Annotated in this window: 22 protein-coding genes; all 22 read left to right on the top strand. The window is 39.1% G+C overall.

Going from position 1 to position 16,580, the window contains the following annotated elements; translation table 11 throughout:
- The first annotated feature begins 114 nt into the window (after nucleotides 1-114).
- The 22 genes from BLR42_RS23890 (at nucleotide 115) to BLR42_RS03135 (ending at nucleotide 16,570) form a co-directional block, all read left to right on the top strand.
- Nucleotides 115-522 (top strand): DUF6462 family protein, encoded by a 408-nt coding sequence (locus BLR42_RS23890; RefSeq protein ID WP_330387262.1) that lies wholly within the window; start codon nucleotides 115-117, stop codon nucleotides 520-522.
- 2 nt (nucleotides 523-524) lie between these two features.
- Nucleotides 525-776, top strand: coding sequence for a DUF6462 family protein (locus BLR42_RS03230; protein ID WP_022762244.1), 252 nt, complete (start codon nucleotides 525-527; stop codon nucleotides 774-776).
- A complete protein-coding gene (locus BLR42_RS03225; protein ID WP_026495857.1) occupies nucleotides 764-1,546 on the top strand; it encodes a ParA family protein in 783 nt (260 codons plus the stop codon). Before BLR42_RS03230 ends, BLR42_RS03225 begins: the two co-directional genes overlap by 13 nt.
- A 15-nt stretch (nucleotides 1,547-1,561) precedes the next feature.
- The gene (locus BLR42_RS03220; RefSeq protein ID WP_091866620.1) at nucleotides 1,562-2,482 is read left to right on the top strand and encodes a ParB/RepB/Spo0J family partition protein; all 921 of its coding nucleotides are present in this window, start codon (nucleotides 1,562-1,564) and stop codon (nucleotides 2,480-2,482) included.
- Nucleotides 2,472-2,867, top strand: coding sequence for a replication initiator protein A (locus BLR42_RS03215; protein WP_022766303.1), 396 nt, complete (start codon nucleotides 2,472-2,474; stop codon nucleotides 2,865-2,867). Before BLR42_RS03220 ends, BLR42_RS03215 begins: the two co-directional genes overlap by 11 nt.
- 21 nt (nucleotides 2,868-2,888) lie before the next feature.
- Complete coding sequence (locus BLR42_RS03210) at nucleotides 2,889-3,923, top strand: replication initiator protein A (protein ID WP_091866618.1); 1,035 nt, start codon at nucleotides 2,889-2,891, stop codon at nucleotides 3,921-3,923.
- A 2-nt stretch (nucleotides 3,924-3,925) separates the two neighbouring features.
- Nucleotides 3,926-4,219 (top strand): hypothetical protein, encoded by a 294-nt coding sequence (locus tag BLR42_RS03205; RefSeq protein ID WP_091866616.1) that lies wholly within the window; start codon nucleotides 3,926-3,928, stop codon nucleotides 4,217-4,219.
- Nucleotides 4,220-4,238: 19 nt separating this feature from the next.
- Complete coding sequence (locus BLR42_RS03200) at nucleotides 4,239-4,751, top strand: hypothetical protein (protein WP_091866613.1); 513 nt, start codon at nucleotides 4,239-4,241, stop codon at nucleotides 4,749-4,751.
- A gap of 85 nt (nucleotides 4,752-4,836) precedes the next feature.
- On the top strand, nucleotides 4,837-5,181 hold the full coding sequence (locus BLR42_RS03195) for a hypothetical protein (RefSeq protein WP_091866611.1): 345 nt from the start codon (nucleotides 4,837-4,839) through the stop codon (nucleotides 5,179-5,181).
- Between the two features lie 248 nt (nucleotides 5,182-5,429).
- A complete protein-coding gene (locus BLR42_RS03190; protein WP_091866609.1) occupies nucleotides 5,430-6,236 on the top strand; it encodes an ADP-ribosylglycohydrolase family protein in 807 nt (268 codons plus the stop codon).
- A 13-nt stretch (nucleotides 6,237-6,249) separates the two neighbouring features.
- On the top strand, nucleotides 6,250-7,053 hold the full coding sequence (locus BLR42_RS03185; RefSeq protein WP_091866608.1) for a tetratricopeptide repeat protein: 804 nt from the start codon (nucleotides 6,250-6,252) through the stop codon (nucleotides 7,051-7,053).
- Between the two features lie 107 nt (nucleotides 7,054-7,160).
- Nucleotides 7,161-7,586 carry a hypothetical protein gene (locus BLR42_RS03180; RefSeq protein WP_091866606.1) on the top strand — a complete coding sequence of 142 codons (426 nt, stop codon included), beginning with the start codon at nucleotides 7,161-7,163 and terminating at the stop codon, nucleotides 7,584-7,586.
- A 17-nt stretch (nucleotides 7,587-7,603) separates the two neighbouring features.
- Nucleotides 7,604-7,768: a hypothetical protein gene (locus tag BLR42_RS22610; protein ID WP_170832623.1), complete on the top strand. Its 165-nt coding sequence runs from the start codon at nucleotides 7,604-7,606 to the stop codon at nucleotides 7,766-7,768.
- Nucleotides 7,755-8,384 (top strand): ClpP family protease, encoded by a 630-nt coding sequence (locus tag BLR42_RS03175; RefSeq protein WP_091866604.1) that lies wholly within the window; start codon nucleotides 7,755-7,757, stop codon nucleotides 8,382-8,384. Before BLR42_RS22610 ends, BLR42_RS03175 begins: the two co-directional genes overlap by 14 nt.
- An 11-nt stretch (nucleotides 8,385-8,395) precedes the next feature.
- Nucleotides 8,396-8,971 (top strand): hypothetical protein, encoded by a 576-nt coding sequence (locus BLR42_RS03170; protein WP_091866602.1) that lies wholly within the window; start codon nucleotides 8,396-8,398, stop codon nucleotides 8,969-8,971.
- A gap of 36 nt (nucleotides 8,972-9,007) precedes the next feature.
- Complete coding sequence (locus tag BLR42_RS03165; protein ID WP_091866600.1) at nucleotides 9,008-9,514, top strand: hypothetical protein; 507 nt, start codon at nucleotides 9,008-9,010, stop codon at nucleotides 9,512-9,514.
- Between the two features lie 359 nt (nucleotides 9,515-9,873).
- Nucleotides 9,874-10,968 (top strand): RtcB family protein, encoded by a 1,095-nt coding sequence (locus BLR42_RS03160; RefSeq protein ID WP_091866710.1) that lies wholly within the window; start codon nucleotides 9,874-9,876, stop codon nucleotides 10,966-10,968.
- Nucleotides 10,965-11,843 carry a hypothetical protein gene (locus BLR42_RS03155; RefSeq protein ID WP_022762231.1) on the top strand — a complete coding sequence of 293 codons (879 nt, stop codon included), beginning with the start codon at nucleotides 10,965-10,967 and terminating at the stop codon, nucleotides 11,841-11,843. Before BLR42_RS03160 ends, BLR42_RS03155 begins: the two co-directional genes overlap by 4 nt.
- Nucleotides 11,806-12,435 carry a peptide chain release factor H gene (prfH, locus tag BLR42_RS03150; protein ID WP_091866598.1) on the top strand — a complete coding sequence of 210 codons (630 nt, stop codon included), beginning with the start codon at nucleotides 11,806-11,808 and terminating at the stop codon, nucleotides 12,433-12,435. Before BLR42_RS03155 ends, prfH begins: the two co-directional genes overlap by 38 nt.
- Nucleotides 12,432-13,517, top strand: coding sequence for an AAA family ATPase (locus tag BLR42_RS03145; RefSeq protein ID WP_022762229.1), 1,086 nt, complete (start codon nucleotides 12,432-12,434; stop codon nucleotides 13,515-13,517). The genes prfH and BLR42_RS03145 overlap by 4 nt, the downstream gene beginning before the upstream one ends.
- Nucleotides 13,501-15,360 carry a vWA domain-containing protein gene (locus BLR42_RS03140; RefSeq protein WP_091866596.1) on the top strand — a complete coding sequence of 620 codons (1,860 nt, stop codon included), beginning with the start codon at nucleotides 13,501-13,503 and terminating at the stop codon, nucleotides 15,358-15,360. The genes BLR42_RS03145 and BLR42_RS03140 overlap by 17 nt, the downstream gene beginning before the upstream one ends.
- 256 nt (nucleotides 15,361-15,616) lie before the next feature.
- Complete coding sequence (locus BLR42_RS03135; protein WP_091866594.1) at nucleotides 15,617-16,570, top strand: helix-turn-helix transcriptional regulator; 954 nt, start codon at nucleotides 15,617-15,619, stop codon at nucleotides 16,568-16,570.
- The last annotated feature ends 10 nt before the right edge of the window (nucleotides 16,571-16,580 follow it).

Raw genomic sequence — 16,580 nt, 5'->3', positions numbered from 1 at the left:
GAGGCGCACCGTTAAAAACAGAAAACTTTTTTTCGATAACTTTACAAAAGGTTATAAGAGTTACTTTTTAGAAAACAAAATTCTAAGAAGTAGCTCTTTTTTGTTGGCTAATTCATGGATGGTTCTTCAGCACATAAAAATAAGGAGGACATCATACATGAAAAGAAAAAAGAAGACAGACCGTATTTTGATGATAACCGTGATTACGTTGGCGAACTTGAAAATGAGAATGAGAAAAACAGTCCATTTAACCGGGAAGTTATAGTCCAGGAAAAAGTAGTGATGCGTACCTTGAGGAAAAAGTGGCTCAGATATAGGGATGCAGAAATTGTTTACAGCCTTGAGCATAAGAAAATCCTTGAGATGGCAGACCAGGCAGGAGCGATTTACAGGAGAGAAGGAACCGTTCTGATCAACAGAGACATCTTTGATGAGTATCTTGAGAGATTCCACCAGCCTGCAGGAATGTATCAAACAAATGGTAATCGGGAGAAAAAAGTTTTGGAAGAAAGAGAGGGCTGAATATGTTCGGAACAATATGGATGTTCTCTGATCAGATTGATGATGAAGATATTCTGTTTGCCCAGAGAAGTTTTATCACTTACAACATGGCCATTGATTACTACAAGATGAGCTACAGGGCAGTTACTCGTGTGGCAGACAGGTCCGGTGCCTTTTACAAACTTCATAAAAAGGTTCTCATAAACAGGGCAATCTTTGAGGACTACTTAAGAAAAAATGGAAAAGATGGGAGGAAAAAAGTATGTGCAAAGTAATCGCAATCGCTAATCAGAAAGGTGGGGTAGCTAAAACCACAACTGCAATGAATCTTGGAATAGGACTTGCTAACAAGGGGCATAAGGTACTTTTAATTGATAACGATCCACAAGGGAGTCTTTCTATCTGCATGGGATATAAGGATCCGGACAGCCTTGAACTCACTATCGTTGATGTTATCGAGAAGATTGTTAATGAGGAAGATATTCCGGAATGTTTCGCTATCATGCACCACAGCGAGAACGTAGATCTTCTTCCTTCAAATATCGGATTATCCGCTGCAGAGGTATCACTTGTAAACGTAATGAGTAGAGAACTGGTACTTAGGGATTATGTGGAAAAGATAAAGGACCAGTATTCATACATCATCATTGATTGCATGCCATCTCTGGGTGTTATGACCGTAAATGCACTTGCTTGCGCTGACACTTGCCTCATACCCTGTGCCGCAGCATTTCTTCCTGTAAAGGGTCTTCAGGCACTGCTTAAGACCATCTATACAGTAAAGCGCAGACTTAATTCAAAGCTTGAGATTGAAGGAATTCTATTAACTATGGTTGATAAGAGAACCAACTATGCTAAGGAAATTATTGCAGAGGTTAATGAAGTATATGGCAAAAGCCTTCGAGTCCTTCCTACAGAGATTCCGCTATCAATCAGAGCAAGTGAAACATCTGCTATGAGTAAAAGCATATATGAATATGATCCAAAAGGCAAGGTGGCAAGTGCCTACAGTGAACTTACAGATTTTGTCGCAGATAATTCATGAAGGGGGTAATCAGATATGGCTGCTAAAAGAGAAAAGATACATTTTGAATCAGTAGATGAGCTTCTTGGAGCTCCTTCAATTAAAGATGGTACAGAAGAAATAAGGATTGATAAGATACATCCATTTAAAGATCACCCTTTTAAGGTGGTTGATGATGATAAGATGGCGGAACTTGTAGAGAGCATCAAGACTAATGGTATTTTGTCTCCGGTTCTTGTAAGACCAGACAACCAGGGCGGTTATGAAATGGTTTCAGGTCACAGAAGGATGCATGCCGCTAAATTAGCGGGGCTTGAGGTTGTGCCGGCAATTGTAAAGGAAATGACAGATGATGAATCGGTAATAGTTATGGTTGATTCCAATGTACAAAGAGAAGAGATTTTGCCTAGTGAGAGAGCATACTCACTGAAAATGAAGATGGATGTTGTTAAGCGACAGGGAAGAAGAACTGACCTCGAAGATACTTCTGGTACTGAGTGCCGAAAGTTGACTGGTGATGCTGTTGGTGAAGAATTTGGTCTTAGAGATAGGCAGGTCAGAAAATATGTAAAGCTCACAGATCTGATTCCTGAACTTATGCAGATGGTTGATGAAAAAGTTATTTCAATAGGAATGGGCTATGATATTTCTTTCTTTGATAAGGAAGTCCAGCAATGGATTTATGAATACCGAAAAGAAAATGGCATTCTCAGACCAGAACAGATAGAAGCACTTAAGGCGCAGAAGAATCTTGAAAATATGCAACAGTACCCAGTTATACAGGTTTTGAACAGTGCGTTGCCTGAGCCTAAAACAAACGGAAAGGTCTCATTGTCAGAAAGAAAATTAAATAAGTATTTCCCTTCCCATATGCCTTCAAGGGAGCGTGAAAAGGTTATCCTTGAGCTTCTTGCAAAGTGGAAGGAAGAACAGGAGGAAATGGCAGATGAAACTTGATTATCATTACGGACGACAGGCATTCCAGTATGCAATGGTAGAAATTCCACTGCTTATGTTTATTGACGATGCGTTTGAACCACTGTCTATAGAAGCAAAGGTTGTATATGGAATCCTGCTACAAAGGATAAGGCTGGCAAATAGAAATGGCTGGCGGGATGAAGAAGGTAGGCTTTACGTGGTATATCCGCTTGAACAGATGCATAAAGATATAGGACTTTCAACAAGAACAATCAGCACAGCACTGAAGCAATTGGAAGATATCGGAATTATTGATATCTGTATAAGAGGTCAGGGAAAACCAAATCTGTACTACGTGAAGAACTTTATTTACAAGGATGATGAAAGTTGTTCCAGAGGTGCAAAAATTGCATCTCTGGAATAGGGAAGGGGGAGAAAGAATAAAATGAAATTCGAGTATTTTAACGGGAGGGAACCGATATCAAATAGCTACATGGCACTTCCCAAATGTTTTCACAGTGATCCTGTGCTTAACAAGGTATCGGTCAATGCAAGATATTTGTATGCGCTGCTATTGGACAGAATGAAGCTTTCTGCGATCAACAATATGGTTGATAAGGAAGGAAAAACCTATGTTTTCTACGATTGGGAAGATGTTCATGAGGCAACGGGCTTAAGTAAGAATACAGTATATAAGCTTTTTGACGAACTGGATTCTGAAAAAGGGATTGGTTTGATAGAGCGTGTGAAGATGGGACAGGGAAAGCCATCACGTATTTATGTCATGAGAATAGTTGAAGCAGAACATAACGTGGATGCAAATGAGTCTGAAAACCAAAAATTGGAAAAAGCCCAGAAGTTCACAATTTGTGATTCAAGCAAAAAAGAGGATGTTTCTGAATACCAGGAATTGAACCGCCGAGGTCAGAATCGGGACTTGGAAGTCACTGGTCTTGGTTCTCCAGAGTACCAGGAATTGGGACGTAATAAAAATAATATTAATAAAAATAATTATAATAATAATCTTATCCGTATCTATCCCAGTAACAGTATGGCTTCGCAGATGGATGGGATGGAATCAGAGGATGAAGAAAAGGCAACAAGAGCTTATGTCAGAGAGGATATTGGGACTGATGTACTGTGTGAGAGATTCCCTGACGATGAAGGGATAATAAGGGGCATAGAGGACCTTTTGGTTGACGTTCTCACTTCAAACCGCCCAAAGATATGGGTTGGAAGTGAAGAAAGGGAAACCAACTCGGTAAAGGGGAGGCTTATGAAGCTTGATAATATGCTTCTCGAGGACGTTGTGGCAAGCTGGAAAAGCCTTACCGAAGTGCCAAAGAATCCAAGGGCATATATGCTGACAATGCTGTATAACGTGTCCACAACACACGTTGCTCAGATAACAGCGGAGGTCAATCATGGCATGAAATATGGCTTCGGTGTAACTGAAAATCAAGAATTGATGGAGGGTTGATTATGTTTATCTTAAAGCTTTTAGTGAAAATTGCATTGTTTCCGGTATTTTTGATCATGTGCTTTATCAAGAGTTGGGTAGGTGTTCTGTCCAAAATCGGCTGTTTGATTCTTGGTCTGTTTTACTTGCTGATGCTGGGAATAATCGTGATGTACATTAGTATGAAAATGTGGGATGCAGTGTTTATGGGAGTTGCATTCTCTTTTGCGGCATTCCTTGTGACTTTTGGCGCGGTTGCAGTGGGGGTTGCGATTGAGGATATTACAGACAAGCTCAGCAACATACTTGCATCATGATAGAGAGGGGGAGATGGTGATGAACTTATGGGATGTAAAGGGAGTACCGCACAAAGGCTGGAAATGTGAGGGAGTAATAGATGTTGGGGATGAAACTTCATCCAGCGATGAAATTGAATATGAGCAGTGTGAAATGTGCGGAAATGAGAGAATCCGATATGTTCATATCATGAAGCATGATAATTATTTCAGGGAACTGAGAGTAGGTTGTGTATGCGCAGAGAGGATGTCTGGGGATTATGAGAACCCAAGAAAAGCGGAGAATGCATTGAAAAACAAACTTCTTCGGAAGAAGAATTTTCTTAAAAAGCCCTGGAAGTATAATCCGTTAAAGGACTCATACAGCAAGAAATATAAGGGAACATACATTACTCTTGTGAAGGGAAGATATGATAGCTGGGGGATATACTGTGATAAATACAGATTATGGCAGGTTAGAGGCCAGAAGATAAAAGACTTCAAAGCTGCAGAAGAACTGGCATTTGAACTCTTTGAACTTAGCCATAGAAGGCAGGAGACAATGGTCGCATAAAAAATACAATAATTTTTCAAAAGTTGCACTAAACGCAACTTTAAAATGATAGCATGGAATTATCATAATACCTGGAGGTTTAGAGATGAAAAATAACGATAATTCTGATCTCGTGTTATTGAAAATGGTGGCAGCTAAAGAGCCCGATATTACAAAGGTATGGCCTAAGGCTCTGGCAAATTATCTTTTTAGAGAAATAATCGAAGATGCCCATGTTAAGTATGGGATTTCACAGGAAGATATGAAAGAAATGAACAAGAAAGCTGCCAACCGAGCAAAAGCGTTTTTGGATGTTATTGTCCAGGATCCAAAGATGTTCCATGCATTTGCTTCTTATGCTGCTTTTGTTATGGAGTGGGATGCTCCGGAGATAACTGAGGAAGAGGAAGATATAATTGAAATGCTTGATAATATGGCAGATTTATTATAAGTTTTTGATTCTTTTGCGGGGCGGACTAGTTATGTCCACCTCGTTTTTTATTATATGTGTATAAACAGTTGGGGGGCTGATACTGTAAGCGTGGATTGAAAGGAAAAGGAAAGAGATATGAAACGATTACTGTTTTGGATTAACAACTGTCTATTATCAAATAAAAGAGGCTGTAAGCAGTGCTGTCTTACTTGCGAATACTACGATATTTGTAGGCATGACGGAGAGTGATAATTTGGGAGGCAATTATGTACGGAGCAATATTAGGAGATATCATTGGATCTCCATATGAATTTGCACATTGGGAACGAAATAAGAACTTTGAACTATTTAGCAAGTACGCTAGTTTTACAGATGATACTGTTATGACCGTAGCAATTGCTGAAGCATTATTGAAATGCGGAAAAGAATCAGATGAGACCATTTATGAAAAAGCATTTGTTGAATCAATGCAGAAATGGGGCCTTGAGTACATTGATGCCGGCTATGGAGGATTATTCTACAGATGGCTTTTAAGTAAGAATCCACAACCATATGGTAGTTTCGGTAATGGCTCAGCTATGCGTGTTTCTCCAGTAGGATGGATGTTTGACTCTATGGAAAGGACTAGAGATGTAGCAAAGTGGTCTGCATTGGTTACACATAATCATCCAGAGGGTATTAAAGGAGCAGAGGCTACGGTTTCTGTAATATGGATGGCTCGCAATAATGCTACCAAGCAGGAAATCAGAGATTATATTGAAAAAGAATTCCGATATGACCTATCACGAAGCTGTAATGATATTAGACCGGATTATGAATTCAATGCAACCTGCCAAGGAAGCGTACCTGAAGCGATAATCTCATTTTTGGAATCAGCTGATTACGAGGATTGTATAAGAAACGCTGTGTCTCTAGGTGGAGATACAGATACCTTAGCATGTATTGCTGGAGGAATGGCAGAGGCGTTCTATGGTATACCAGAGGAAGTGCTTCTTGAAGGGAAGAAAAGACTTAAGCCTGATCTTATAGAGATAATGGATAAATACTATGATTTTGCAGTAAATAAAAAGTAATGAGGTGAGGCTTGTGAAGCTAAAGAGTACGTATGATGACTACTTTCTACGAGCAGTTAAACGTTTTGATTCTGATGTCTCAGGGCAGAGAACAAAAGCTTTTGAAATGTTTAAAGAACTTGAAAAGGTTGGTCATGTGGGCAGTATAAAATACTTGGGAAAGTGCTATTTTGAAGGAATTGGATGTGAGAGGAAAAATGACAAAGCCAGAGATTATTACTTGTTATCAATAGCACTTGGGTGTTATAAAGCGGATCCAGGTCCTTCTTCGTATGAGGTGCTTAGAATGATCGATGATGAGATTATGGATGCTATAGATGTAGTAGAAAACGCTCGCCCAAGCGATGAGGGAAAGAACATATCTTGTGAAGACATGTATTCGGCTTATGTAAATACCGTAATCTATGGTAGTCAAAAAACTCTTGCATGGTACAGGTTAGGAAATATGTATTATGATGGAATATTTGTAGAACAGAATAAAAAATGGGCGATATATTTCTATCGTAGAGCATTTACTACCGGCGGAATGGAAAGATATTACGAGGCGGATAATGCATTGAGGCTTGGAAAATGCTTTTATTATGGCGATGGGATAGGAAAAGATCCAGTATTAGCAAAGTATTTTTTAAGACATGCGGGGCATATATTGTGGCGTTATCCGGAAGATGACGCTACAGCGCTTTGTACATCATTATTGGATTCATTAGGAAAGCTGGATAATACTTATTTGTTTGATGGTAAAGACTATATGGAAGAAGATGATTATATAGAAGATACAGCGTCGGAGTGGCTTTATCACATTCCAGAATACATATAAAAAAAATGATGCTAAAGGGCGTGATGAAAATGTCACGTCTTTTTTATTGACTGGACGGATTGTGTCTTGCTTGTTCTGTACTATGTATTCACAAGGAGAAATCAAATATGGAAGGAACTGATATTTTTTACAATACTGATCATACTATTCTGTATGTTTTGACCGTGAAATGCACCGTAGATAAATGTGAAGAAGATTTGGAGTGCCATTTGATTAGCCAGATAGATGACGCCTATATATGTACTGAAGTGAGAAATTGGAAAAAGAAATCTTTAATGGAGGTTGAGGTTATTGAAAAGGAAAAAGAAGAAATAATAGTACGAACCCCATTTTTGATCAAGGAAGCAGCAATAATTTGGGTAAGGGAATGCATGATGTACATAAAGGAACATGGTTCAAAGGAGCTAATCAAGGCCGTAAATACTGAATGGCTCAGAATATTAGATCCAGAATATGATTGTGAATGGTTTACAGGCGGTAGAAAAGTTGAGGAATGGCGTGAGGAAATGCGCAGGGTTGCTGAAAAACTGTAATTAATGGAGGCAATGTTATGGATAAGATAATTGAAAAAATGGAATTGAAAACAATAAATCCGGCAAGAAAGGGATTTCCTGGAGTGCTTAAGTTTTGGTTGCCCAAGTACATAATAAAAAAGGTAACAGTGATGAATATTAGTGAACTTGATTCAGAAAGGGAAAAGAATGCAGACAAATAAAGGGTTAGACTATTGTGATTGGGATGGTGATAACACAGATGATAAGGTGGCTAAAAGAGCTATTTTTTCATCAAGGGATGATAGAATCTTCTATCTATTTGGTGAGATAAATGCAAGAAATTGCGCTGATATTGCCTATGATATCTCCATGATAAACCATGAAGATGATGAAAAAGATGATAAGGAAAAGGATTTTAAGAGAAAACCTATAAAGGTATATTTCAATTCCTTTGGCGGCAGCGTCTATGATATGTGGCTTTTGGTAGACACCATCATGGGCTCAAAGACACCGGTCCATACATATTGTACAGGATATGCTATGAGTGCTGCATTTATCATATTTTTATCTGGGCATAAGCGATATATGAGTCCGCATGCGACTTTAATGTATCATCAGATCTACTGCTGGCGCTCAGGAAAGTATCAGGATTTGGTTGATGACAGGGAGCAGACTGACCATCTTAATGAAATGATAGAGAGCTTTGTAGTTGAACGTACTGGTTTGACTAAGGATGACCTTTTAAACATACGAGAGAAAAAGAGAGATACATATTTTTCTGCAAAAGAAGCTGAAGAATTGAAGATTATTGATGAAATAATGTCCCTGTCAGCATGAGAGGTTATTTAATGGATAGTCACAAGACCAATTCTGTGGAGCATATATTTAAAGAGGCTATGAGGAATTATCATGATAATAATGACTCAAGAAAAGTATATGCTGTATGCTGGTATGCATATCTTAACGGCTTTGCAGGTGAAGAATCATACGAGTATGCCGGAGATCGCGATTCAAATATGTATAAGATAAGGGCCGAGAGCAGAAAAGAGGCTGTTGAAGCGTTTCTATCTGCGAAAGCAAAACAATTCTATTTTTCTTCACCGTCAGACTTGAAAAAGGCATGCATTAGAGAGATTGTATCTAGCATATATAAAAATGGAAAAATGAAATGCCTAGATAATAATTCTGTTCTTAAAGACTTTTCTTATGACATAGAGACGGTTGTTGATGGTGAGTATTATAGCGTTGATGAAACGGATATGGTGGATACAGAAGCGTCTAGGACAGAGGCAATTATCAAAAATGTAGATTGCGATGCTGTGTGGGATGTTTTGACGCCAGAATTATTTGTGGATGTTTATATTGAAGCTCATCTATATGATGTAGCAGTTGTAGAACTTATCCATTTTGGGGACAAGACATGACGTAATATATTCCTAGTTATGTAGAGGGCAGGTGAAATGCTGAGGAATTATGTCGTATGCTTTACTGATGTTATCGAACACCGTATTAATGATGATGAGATTTATTTTGATGGGGATAATCTTGGTTCAGAAGTGGACAGTGTTTTTGATGTTTTTGCTAAAGATGAAGATGATGCCAAAGAAATATACCTAAGATCATTCATAGAAAAGATTTATGAAAGAAATAACAATGTTTCGGTGATAAAGCGAGAATGTGCTGCTAGGATTATAAGAAGGGTAGTTGCTGGTGAAATACTGATGCTGCCGCGTGAAGTGGTTGCAAGTAAGCATTTCGGCAGGATGGTAACTAATGTATATGATGTAGTTGGAAAAAGGCCACTAAATAAGGATAAGACTTATTCGAATCAAGATTTTAGGCGCATTGCAGAGGCTATAAATTTGAATGAGTATTCTGAGCTTTTGGACAAAGAGGCTGTAACTGCTTTGTATGTGGAAATCCGAAAGAAAGACGTTTTTGTACAGGATTTGAAGGACATTCTATGAGGATTTTGCAAAAAAATAAAAAAGATTTATAGGCTAGACTAGATTTGTCCAATCAATGTGATATACTGCTAAATGTAACAAAGAAATTCAACTTGCTCATGAGGAGCAGAAAGGAGGACGATCATGAAACACATGACGACTTTTGCAACTATTAACTTTACATATGACAGAGGCATGATTGTCCGCCGTCTATTTTACTGATTATTCAATCAGATTTTCATTGATTAAAGGAATGGTAGGACAGATGTAAGCCTCTGAAGATTCAAGAGGTGTTTTTTGTGCGCTCAAAATGCACATGGCACTTCTACGGAGGTTTTATTTTGATACCAATAAAAGGAATATTTACAGAAGCACATATTATGTGCGACCAAGAACTGGAAGGTTCAGATGTAGACCAGTATGCCCTTGCTCAGGTGCAGATGATTTGCGATAACAAGGCATCCGAGGGCTCTGTGATCCGAGTAATGCCTGATGTACATCCCGGAAAGGTAGGACCTATTGGACTTACCATGACTATCGGAGAGAGAATCCTTCCTTCACTTGTGGGCATCGACATTGGATGTGGGATGCTGGCAGTGAAAGTTGGCAAGATCCGCAACGATTACCAGAAGCTCGACACAGTTATAAGAGATAACGTTCCTGTTGGCTTCAAGGTGAGAAACACAGTGCATAGGGATGCGGATATTGATCTTAGTAGGCTCTGTTGCTATAAGCACATCCGCAGTGATAAGGCTCTTTTAAGCATTGGTACACTTGGCGGTGGTAACCACTTTATCGAGCTTGATCAGGATGATAGCAAGGAAACATACATGATTATCCACACCGGTAGCAGACATCTTGGAAAAGAAGTTGCTGAATACTACATGGCTGCTGGTCAGAAGGTGCTTAAAGAACAAGGGATTACAGATGTGCCATACGAAATGACATATCTTTCAGATCAGCTTATGGAGGATTATCTCAATGATCTTTCTGTAGTTCAGGAGTACGCTGAGCTAAACCGCAAGGTTATTGCTTCAGAAATCATAAAGAGTATGAAATGGAAGGAGAAGGAAGTAATCACTTGCATTCATAACTATGTTGATTTTAGCGAGATTGTTCCAATTCTAAGAAAAGGAGCTATCTCTGCCAAGGAAAACGAAGATGTGATCATCCCTATCAACATGAGAGATGGTGTAATTCTTGGAAGAGGTAAAGGAAATGCAGAATGGAACAATTCAGCACCTCATGGATCCGGAAGAATTACATCAAGAGATGAGACTGTTAATACTCATACAGTATCTGAGTTTAAGGCTTCAATGAAGGGAATTTACTCTAGTTGCATTAGTAAGGATACATTGGATGAGGCACCTTTTGCCTACAGGGGAGTGGACTACATCAAGGAAGCAGTAAAGGATACCGTAGAGATTAGTAGAATCCTTAAGCCTGTTTATAACTACAAAGGAGGCAATGCTTGAAAATAAAGTTTGATAAGTATCATTGCCGCTTGGGAAAAGCAGAGCATACCATACTTGTCCCACGGGATATAGATGTTTTGCAATGGAACACTATTGGACTTGATTGGGGTAATGAGCTTATTGGAGACAGGAGAGCTTTATATGCACTCATGTATACCTGTGCCATACTGACTTTTGATGAGATGAAAATAGTTTATTTTCCAATCAAAAAGAACGAGAAGCTCTATGAGAAGTTCTGGGATTATAGACATGATGTGGTATTTACCTGCAATAAGTCAGGTTTGCATACTGCGGATTGGAAAAAATACAGACAGATGATCAGCAAGATGCCACCGGAATCATACGAGTTTTATTATGACAGGGATAGAATCGATTTATTTGCACAGGAATACAAGGATAATTATTACAAAGTAATGGATAAGCGCGAAAAGACTTGCGTAGGATACGAAAAAGACCAGTTTGACACATGGATTGTGGCAATGGATAAATTTGCTTTTCTTTCTGGTTATGAGAATCTCAGAAAGCTTGCAGATAGAAATCTGGAGTTGGAATTCATAAAATGTGGAGAATATCCACCTTATGATATCTTTCTGACATATGAGCTTTCAACACGCTTATTTCACAGCTATAAAGCTGCATACTGCTATGGATTTATGTTTTATGATCCGTCACTTCACAGACAGAAGGAACTGTATGAGGCAGCCAGAAAGCCTGAGGCGCCCAAGGTATTTCCTAAAAAGAAAAAGCTTGAACTAAACGAGCATGATACTACAAAGACAAGAGGACAAATCAAAAAGATTAACGAGAGTATAGCTAAAAAGAAGAGGAAAAAGAAGAATGATACTACAGATAAGCTCCGGAATGGGACCCGTTGAATGCAGGGCCGCAGTCGGAGGAATATATAAGGCATTGGAAAGAGAATTTTCTGATATCGAGATGATAACGTCAGTGAAAGGAGAGGTAGAAGGAGCGTTTTCATCAATAATATTTTCATCAGAGCGGGATCTTTCAGAGTTTGAAGGGACAATGCAGTGGACATGTAAGAGCAAGTACAGGCCGGGACATAAACGAAAAAACTGGTTTGTTGACGTGAGTATAATCCCTGAAGTAGAAGAAATCAGCGAAAAACTCACTACTGATGTGATAAGAATAGAGAAGTTCCATAGTGGTGGTCCTGGTGGACAGAATGTAAATAAAGTAGAGACAGGCGTAAGAATCATACATCTGCCTACAGGAATCACTGTTTCGTCTACAAGAGAACGTTCTCAGTTCGCAAATAAACAGGATGCTCTGAAAAAGCTCTCTACAGTGCTTAAAGAAATGAATGTAACAAGTAAGGACAGGCAGAAAAACGATGCCTGGAGCAAACATGCACAGATAGTGCGTGGAAATCCTATACGTATTTATGAAGGTGAAGAGTTTAACCTAACCTTCGCAAAAGAAAAAGAGGAGAAAGATACTTTATGAATTTACCAGTAACAGTTAATCAATCAGAATTACTGGACATATTGCTTAACATAGCACCAAGCCGCCCAGTTTTTATATGGGGCGCACCTGGAATCGGAAAGTCTGCTCTTGTAGAAGAGTTTGCCGTGGAAGTGGGACTTGAATGTATATCACTTCTTGGTAGCCAACTAGCGCCTGAGGACATAATCGGCATTCCTCAGATAAAAGGCGACACATCTGAATTCCTTCCACCTAAAATGATTGCAAGGAAGGAGCCATATGTACTCTTTCTTGATGAGCTCAATGCATGCTCACAGGAAGTACAGAAAGCATTTTACAGCCTTATCTACGAGAGAAGGATTGGAGAATATCACCTTCCTGAGGGCAGCATTGTTATCGGAGCTGGAAACCGAACACAGGACTCTGCAATAGTTAAGACAATGTCCAGTGCGCTTATTAACAGAATGTTTCATGTTCAGCTTAAGCCTGATGTAAAGAACTGGCTTTCGTGGGCTTATGAGAATGGAATCCATCCTTGGGTTACTGACTATATTAATCAGAGACCGGATCATCTTTTCTCAGAGCCTCCAAAGACAGAGGAACCATTTTCAACACCAAGATCATGGCATATGCTGAGCGATGCACTTAAAGAATTTGGTGCAGGCGAAAAGGAGATTTCAGACTCAACAGTCAGAATGCTTGCATATGGCAGCATTTCAGCATCACATGCCGGAATGTTTGCTGCTTTCATTAAGCAGATGAGCAATAGATACCTTCTTTCAGATATTATCAAGGGTGAAGCAAGATGGCCTGAAAAGCCTGAGGACAGGGATGTACTTTATTTTCTTGCTCAGTCTTTCAGGGCACAGCTCCTCCATGATTTTCCTGATCAGAAGACCGCGCTTGACAAGGAAACACAGTATCTTGCACACAGAGCAAAGGCTCTTATAAAGGATCTTGCAAAGATAAACTATGAACTTGCACAGATGGTTGTTTCTGATGAAGACGGCAAGGTGCTTCCTGACTGGTTCATGATTGAAATAGTAAGAGATCTCCCAAGGCTTGTAGCACAGGAGAAAAAGGATAATGGCAAAACAGCTTGAGAAAAAGATAAGTCAAAATGAAAAGCAACTCCGAGCTGGATACGATATCGTAACAAGCAGTAAGATTTTTGGTTTGTTTGCTTATCGTCAGGTTGGGATTTGTGGGAGAGAGAAGTTAGGAAAAAAGACAGCAGCATGCTCATATTCAAATGGTGAAGTTTTGATAAATAAAGAGTGTGCTCTGAGTCCTAGACAGTGGGCTTATGCTATAGCTCACTGTCTGCTCCATAATTGCTTCGGGCATTATGACCTTGAAAAGGTGCCTGGCTATTATGAAGAAGACTTTGAGGGAAATAAAGTAAAGAAAGCATCATTCAATCCTAAGCTTTGGAATATTGCCTGCGACATCTATGTAGATAAGTTTCTACATGATGTGAAGTTTGGAGATCCTATAGGGCCATCACCGGTTGGAATGATTCCACAGAGCATTATGACTGATGAATTAAAAATATATGATTATCTGATTAGAGAAGGATGGGATGAAGATAACCATTTGTACGGAGTGGCGTCATCTGATTCAATGGATATGGTAGGGCTTGAAAAGCCAATTGAATACAAAATTGATAGATGGGGCCGTCAGACCAGAAATGAATATACGGCAGATTTTGCGGTGACTATTGCATGTGCTGTGAGAGGAGCAGTGTTTAGAGCATCAGGGCTTGAAGATGATAATACAGGTTACAGTGTAGGCAAAAGAGCTGCAGAATGGTTTGTTAATTGTTTCCCTCTGCTGGGAGCCTTGGCAGCATCATTTAAAATCGTTGAGGATATAAGTATCTGTCATGAAAATGATATAAGAGTTGCTGCAGTGGATGCGTGGGAAGGAGAAATATATATTAACCCATCTGCTCATTTGTCAGAGGAAGAGTGGAAGTTTGTTCTCGCACATGAATTCCTTCATGCGGCACTTATGCATCACCAGAGGTGTGAGGGTCGTGACCACTATTTATGGAATATTGCAACAGACTATGTAATTAACGGCTGGTTATATGAGATGAAAGTGGGAGTTATGCCTGCAGATGTTCTGTATGACGTTAGTCTTAAGAATAAGTCTGCAGAGGAAGTTTATGATCTTATTGTTGGAGATATGAGGACATATCTGAAGCAGAATACTTTTAGAGGAAATGGTAAAGGCGATATTCTTGGTAGAATGAGAGCATCTGCATCAAGAGGAGTATCTTTGGATGAGTTTTATAGGAATGCTCTTTCTCAAGGGCTTGAATATGAGGAAATGAGGAGAGGAAGAGGCTTTATTCCTGCGGGGCTTGCTGAAGAAATACGAGCGCTGGCTGTGCCGCCCATTCCGTGGGATGTAAAACTGGCTGAGTGGTTCAATGCACATATCAGACCACTTGAGAAGCATAGAAGCTATGCTCATCCAAGTAGGAGGCAGAGCAGCACACCAGACATTCCCAGGCCTAGATATACTGTTCTTGAGTCAGATCTCAAGTCTCGTACATTTGGAGTTGTGATAGATACTTCAGGATCCATGAGCCCTTCTGAAATTGGGAAAGCACTTGGAGCAATAGCTAGCTATGCTTCTTCCAGAGATGTAATGGCTGCAAGAGTTGTGTTCTGTGATGCTAATGCCTATGATGCGGGATTTATGACACCAGATGAGATTGCTGGAAGAGTAAAGGTTGTCGGGAGGGGTGGTACAAGGCTTCAGCCAGGTGTTTCACTTCTTCAGAATGCTAAGGATTTTCCAAAGGATGGACCAATACTTATAATCACTGATGGAGAGATCGAGGAACATCTTGATATTAAGAGAGACCATGCGTTTATTCTTCCTCAGGGATGTAGGTTGCCGTTCAAAGCCAGAGGAGATGTTTTTTATATGTAATTTTTGAGGGACGCTATTTGAAATCATAGCGTCTCTTTTTTATAGACGGATTTTGTCTTGATAGACAAAATGTTTATTAGAAGTTTACAGATATTTTACAAGCGGATAATTAGTAAATGATAGAATAGACATAGGCGCTTTTTCAGATATAGCCTGAAAAAGCTGAATTCTAAATATTTCATAAACACGTTGATACAGACATATTACGTCTATTGATTTTGGTACAGTTAACCTGGTTGAAACAGAGAGGTAACCAATGAGTAAAGCTGATACTGGTAAAGAGAGACGAATTTTGAGCATCTATACTGAACTTGTTAATGGCAAAGTCATTAATAAGGCTGAAATGGCAGAAAAATATGGAGTTGATGCTCGGTCTATCCAGCGTGATCTTGCGGATATCCGCAGCTTCATCGAGGAAAGTACAATTGAAACAGGCGTGGAGAATGATCTTGTTTATGATGCAAAGCAAAAAGGCTTTAGGCTTGAGCAGACTAATAAGATGAAATTTACAAATGATGAGGTTCTGGCTATATGCAAGATCCTTTTAGATAGTCGTGCTTTTCGGAAAGATGACATGAATATTATCTTGGATAAGCTTTTGGATTGTTGTGTGCCCAAAAAGAATCAAAAGATGGTTAATGATTTGATTGGTAATGAGAAATATCACTATGTTCCGCCCAGACACAATAAACATATTATCAACAATATGTGGGAAATTGGCCAAGCAATAAAAAATTGCATGGTTATGGAGATAACGTATAAAAGGTTAAAAGAAAAAAAGACTGTGAAAAGGAGAATTCAGCCTTTAGGGATACTATTTTCAGAGTACTATTTTTATTTAACTGCTTTTATTGATGAGGATGAGACTAGGTTGGATTTTGACGTTATTAATGATTCATATCCAACTATCTACAGAATTGATAGAATCACAAATTTGAAAGTTTTGGATGAGAGATTTCACCTTCCGTATAGTAGCAGATTTGAAGAAGGAGAATTTAGAAAGAGAATCCAATTTATGTTTGGAGGAAGACTAAAAAGAGTTAGGTTTAAGTATTGTGGACTTGATATAGATGCGGTTTTAGATAGATTGCCAACAGCAACTGTACTAAGTGAAAAAAATGGAGAATATGAGGTTCAGGCAGAAGTGTTTGGCGATGGCATTGAAATGTGGTTAAGAAGTCAAGGGGATGCTATTGAAATGATTAATTGATTCTTGGAGG

It is taken from the genome of Butyrivibrio sp. INlla16, from assembly GCF_900104155.1.
Lineage (GTDB): Bacteria > Bacillota > Clostridia > Lachnospirales > Lachnospiraceae > Butyrivibrio.
The sequence above is the reverse complement of the archived record's forward strand: the minus strand, read 5'-3'. Positions and strand labels throughout refer to the sequence as shown.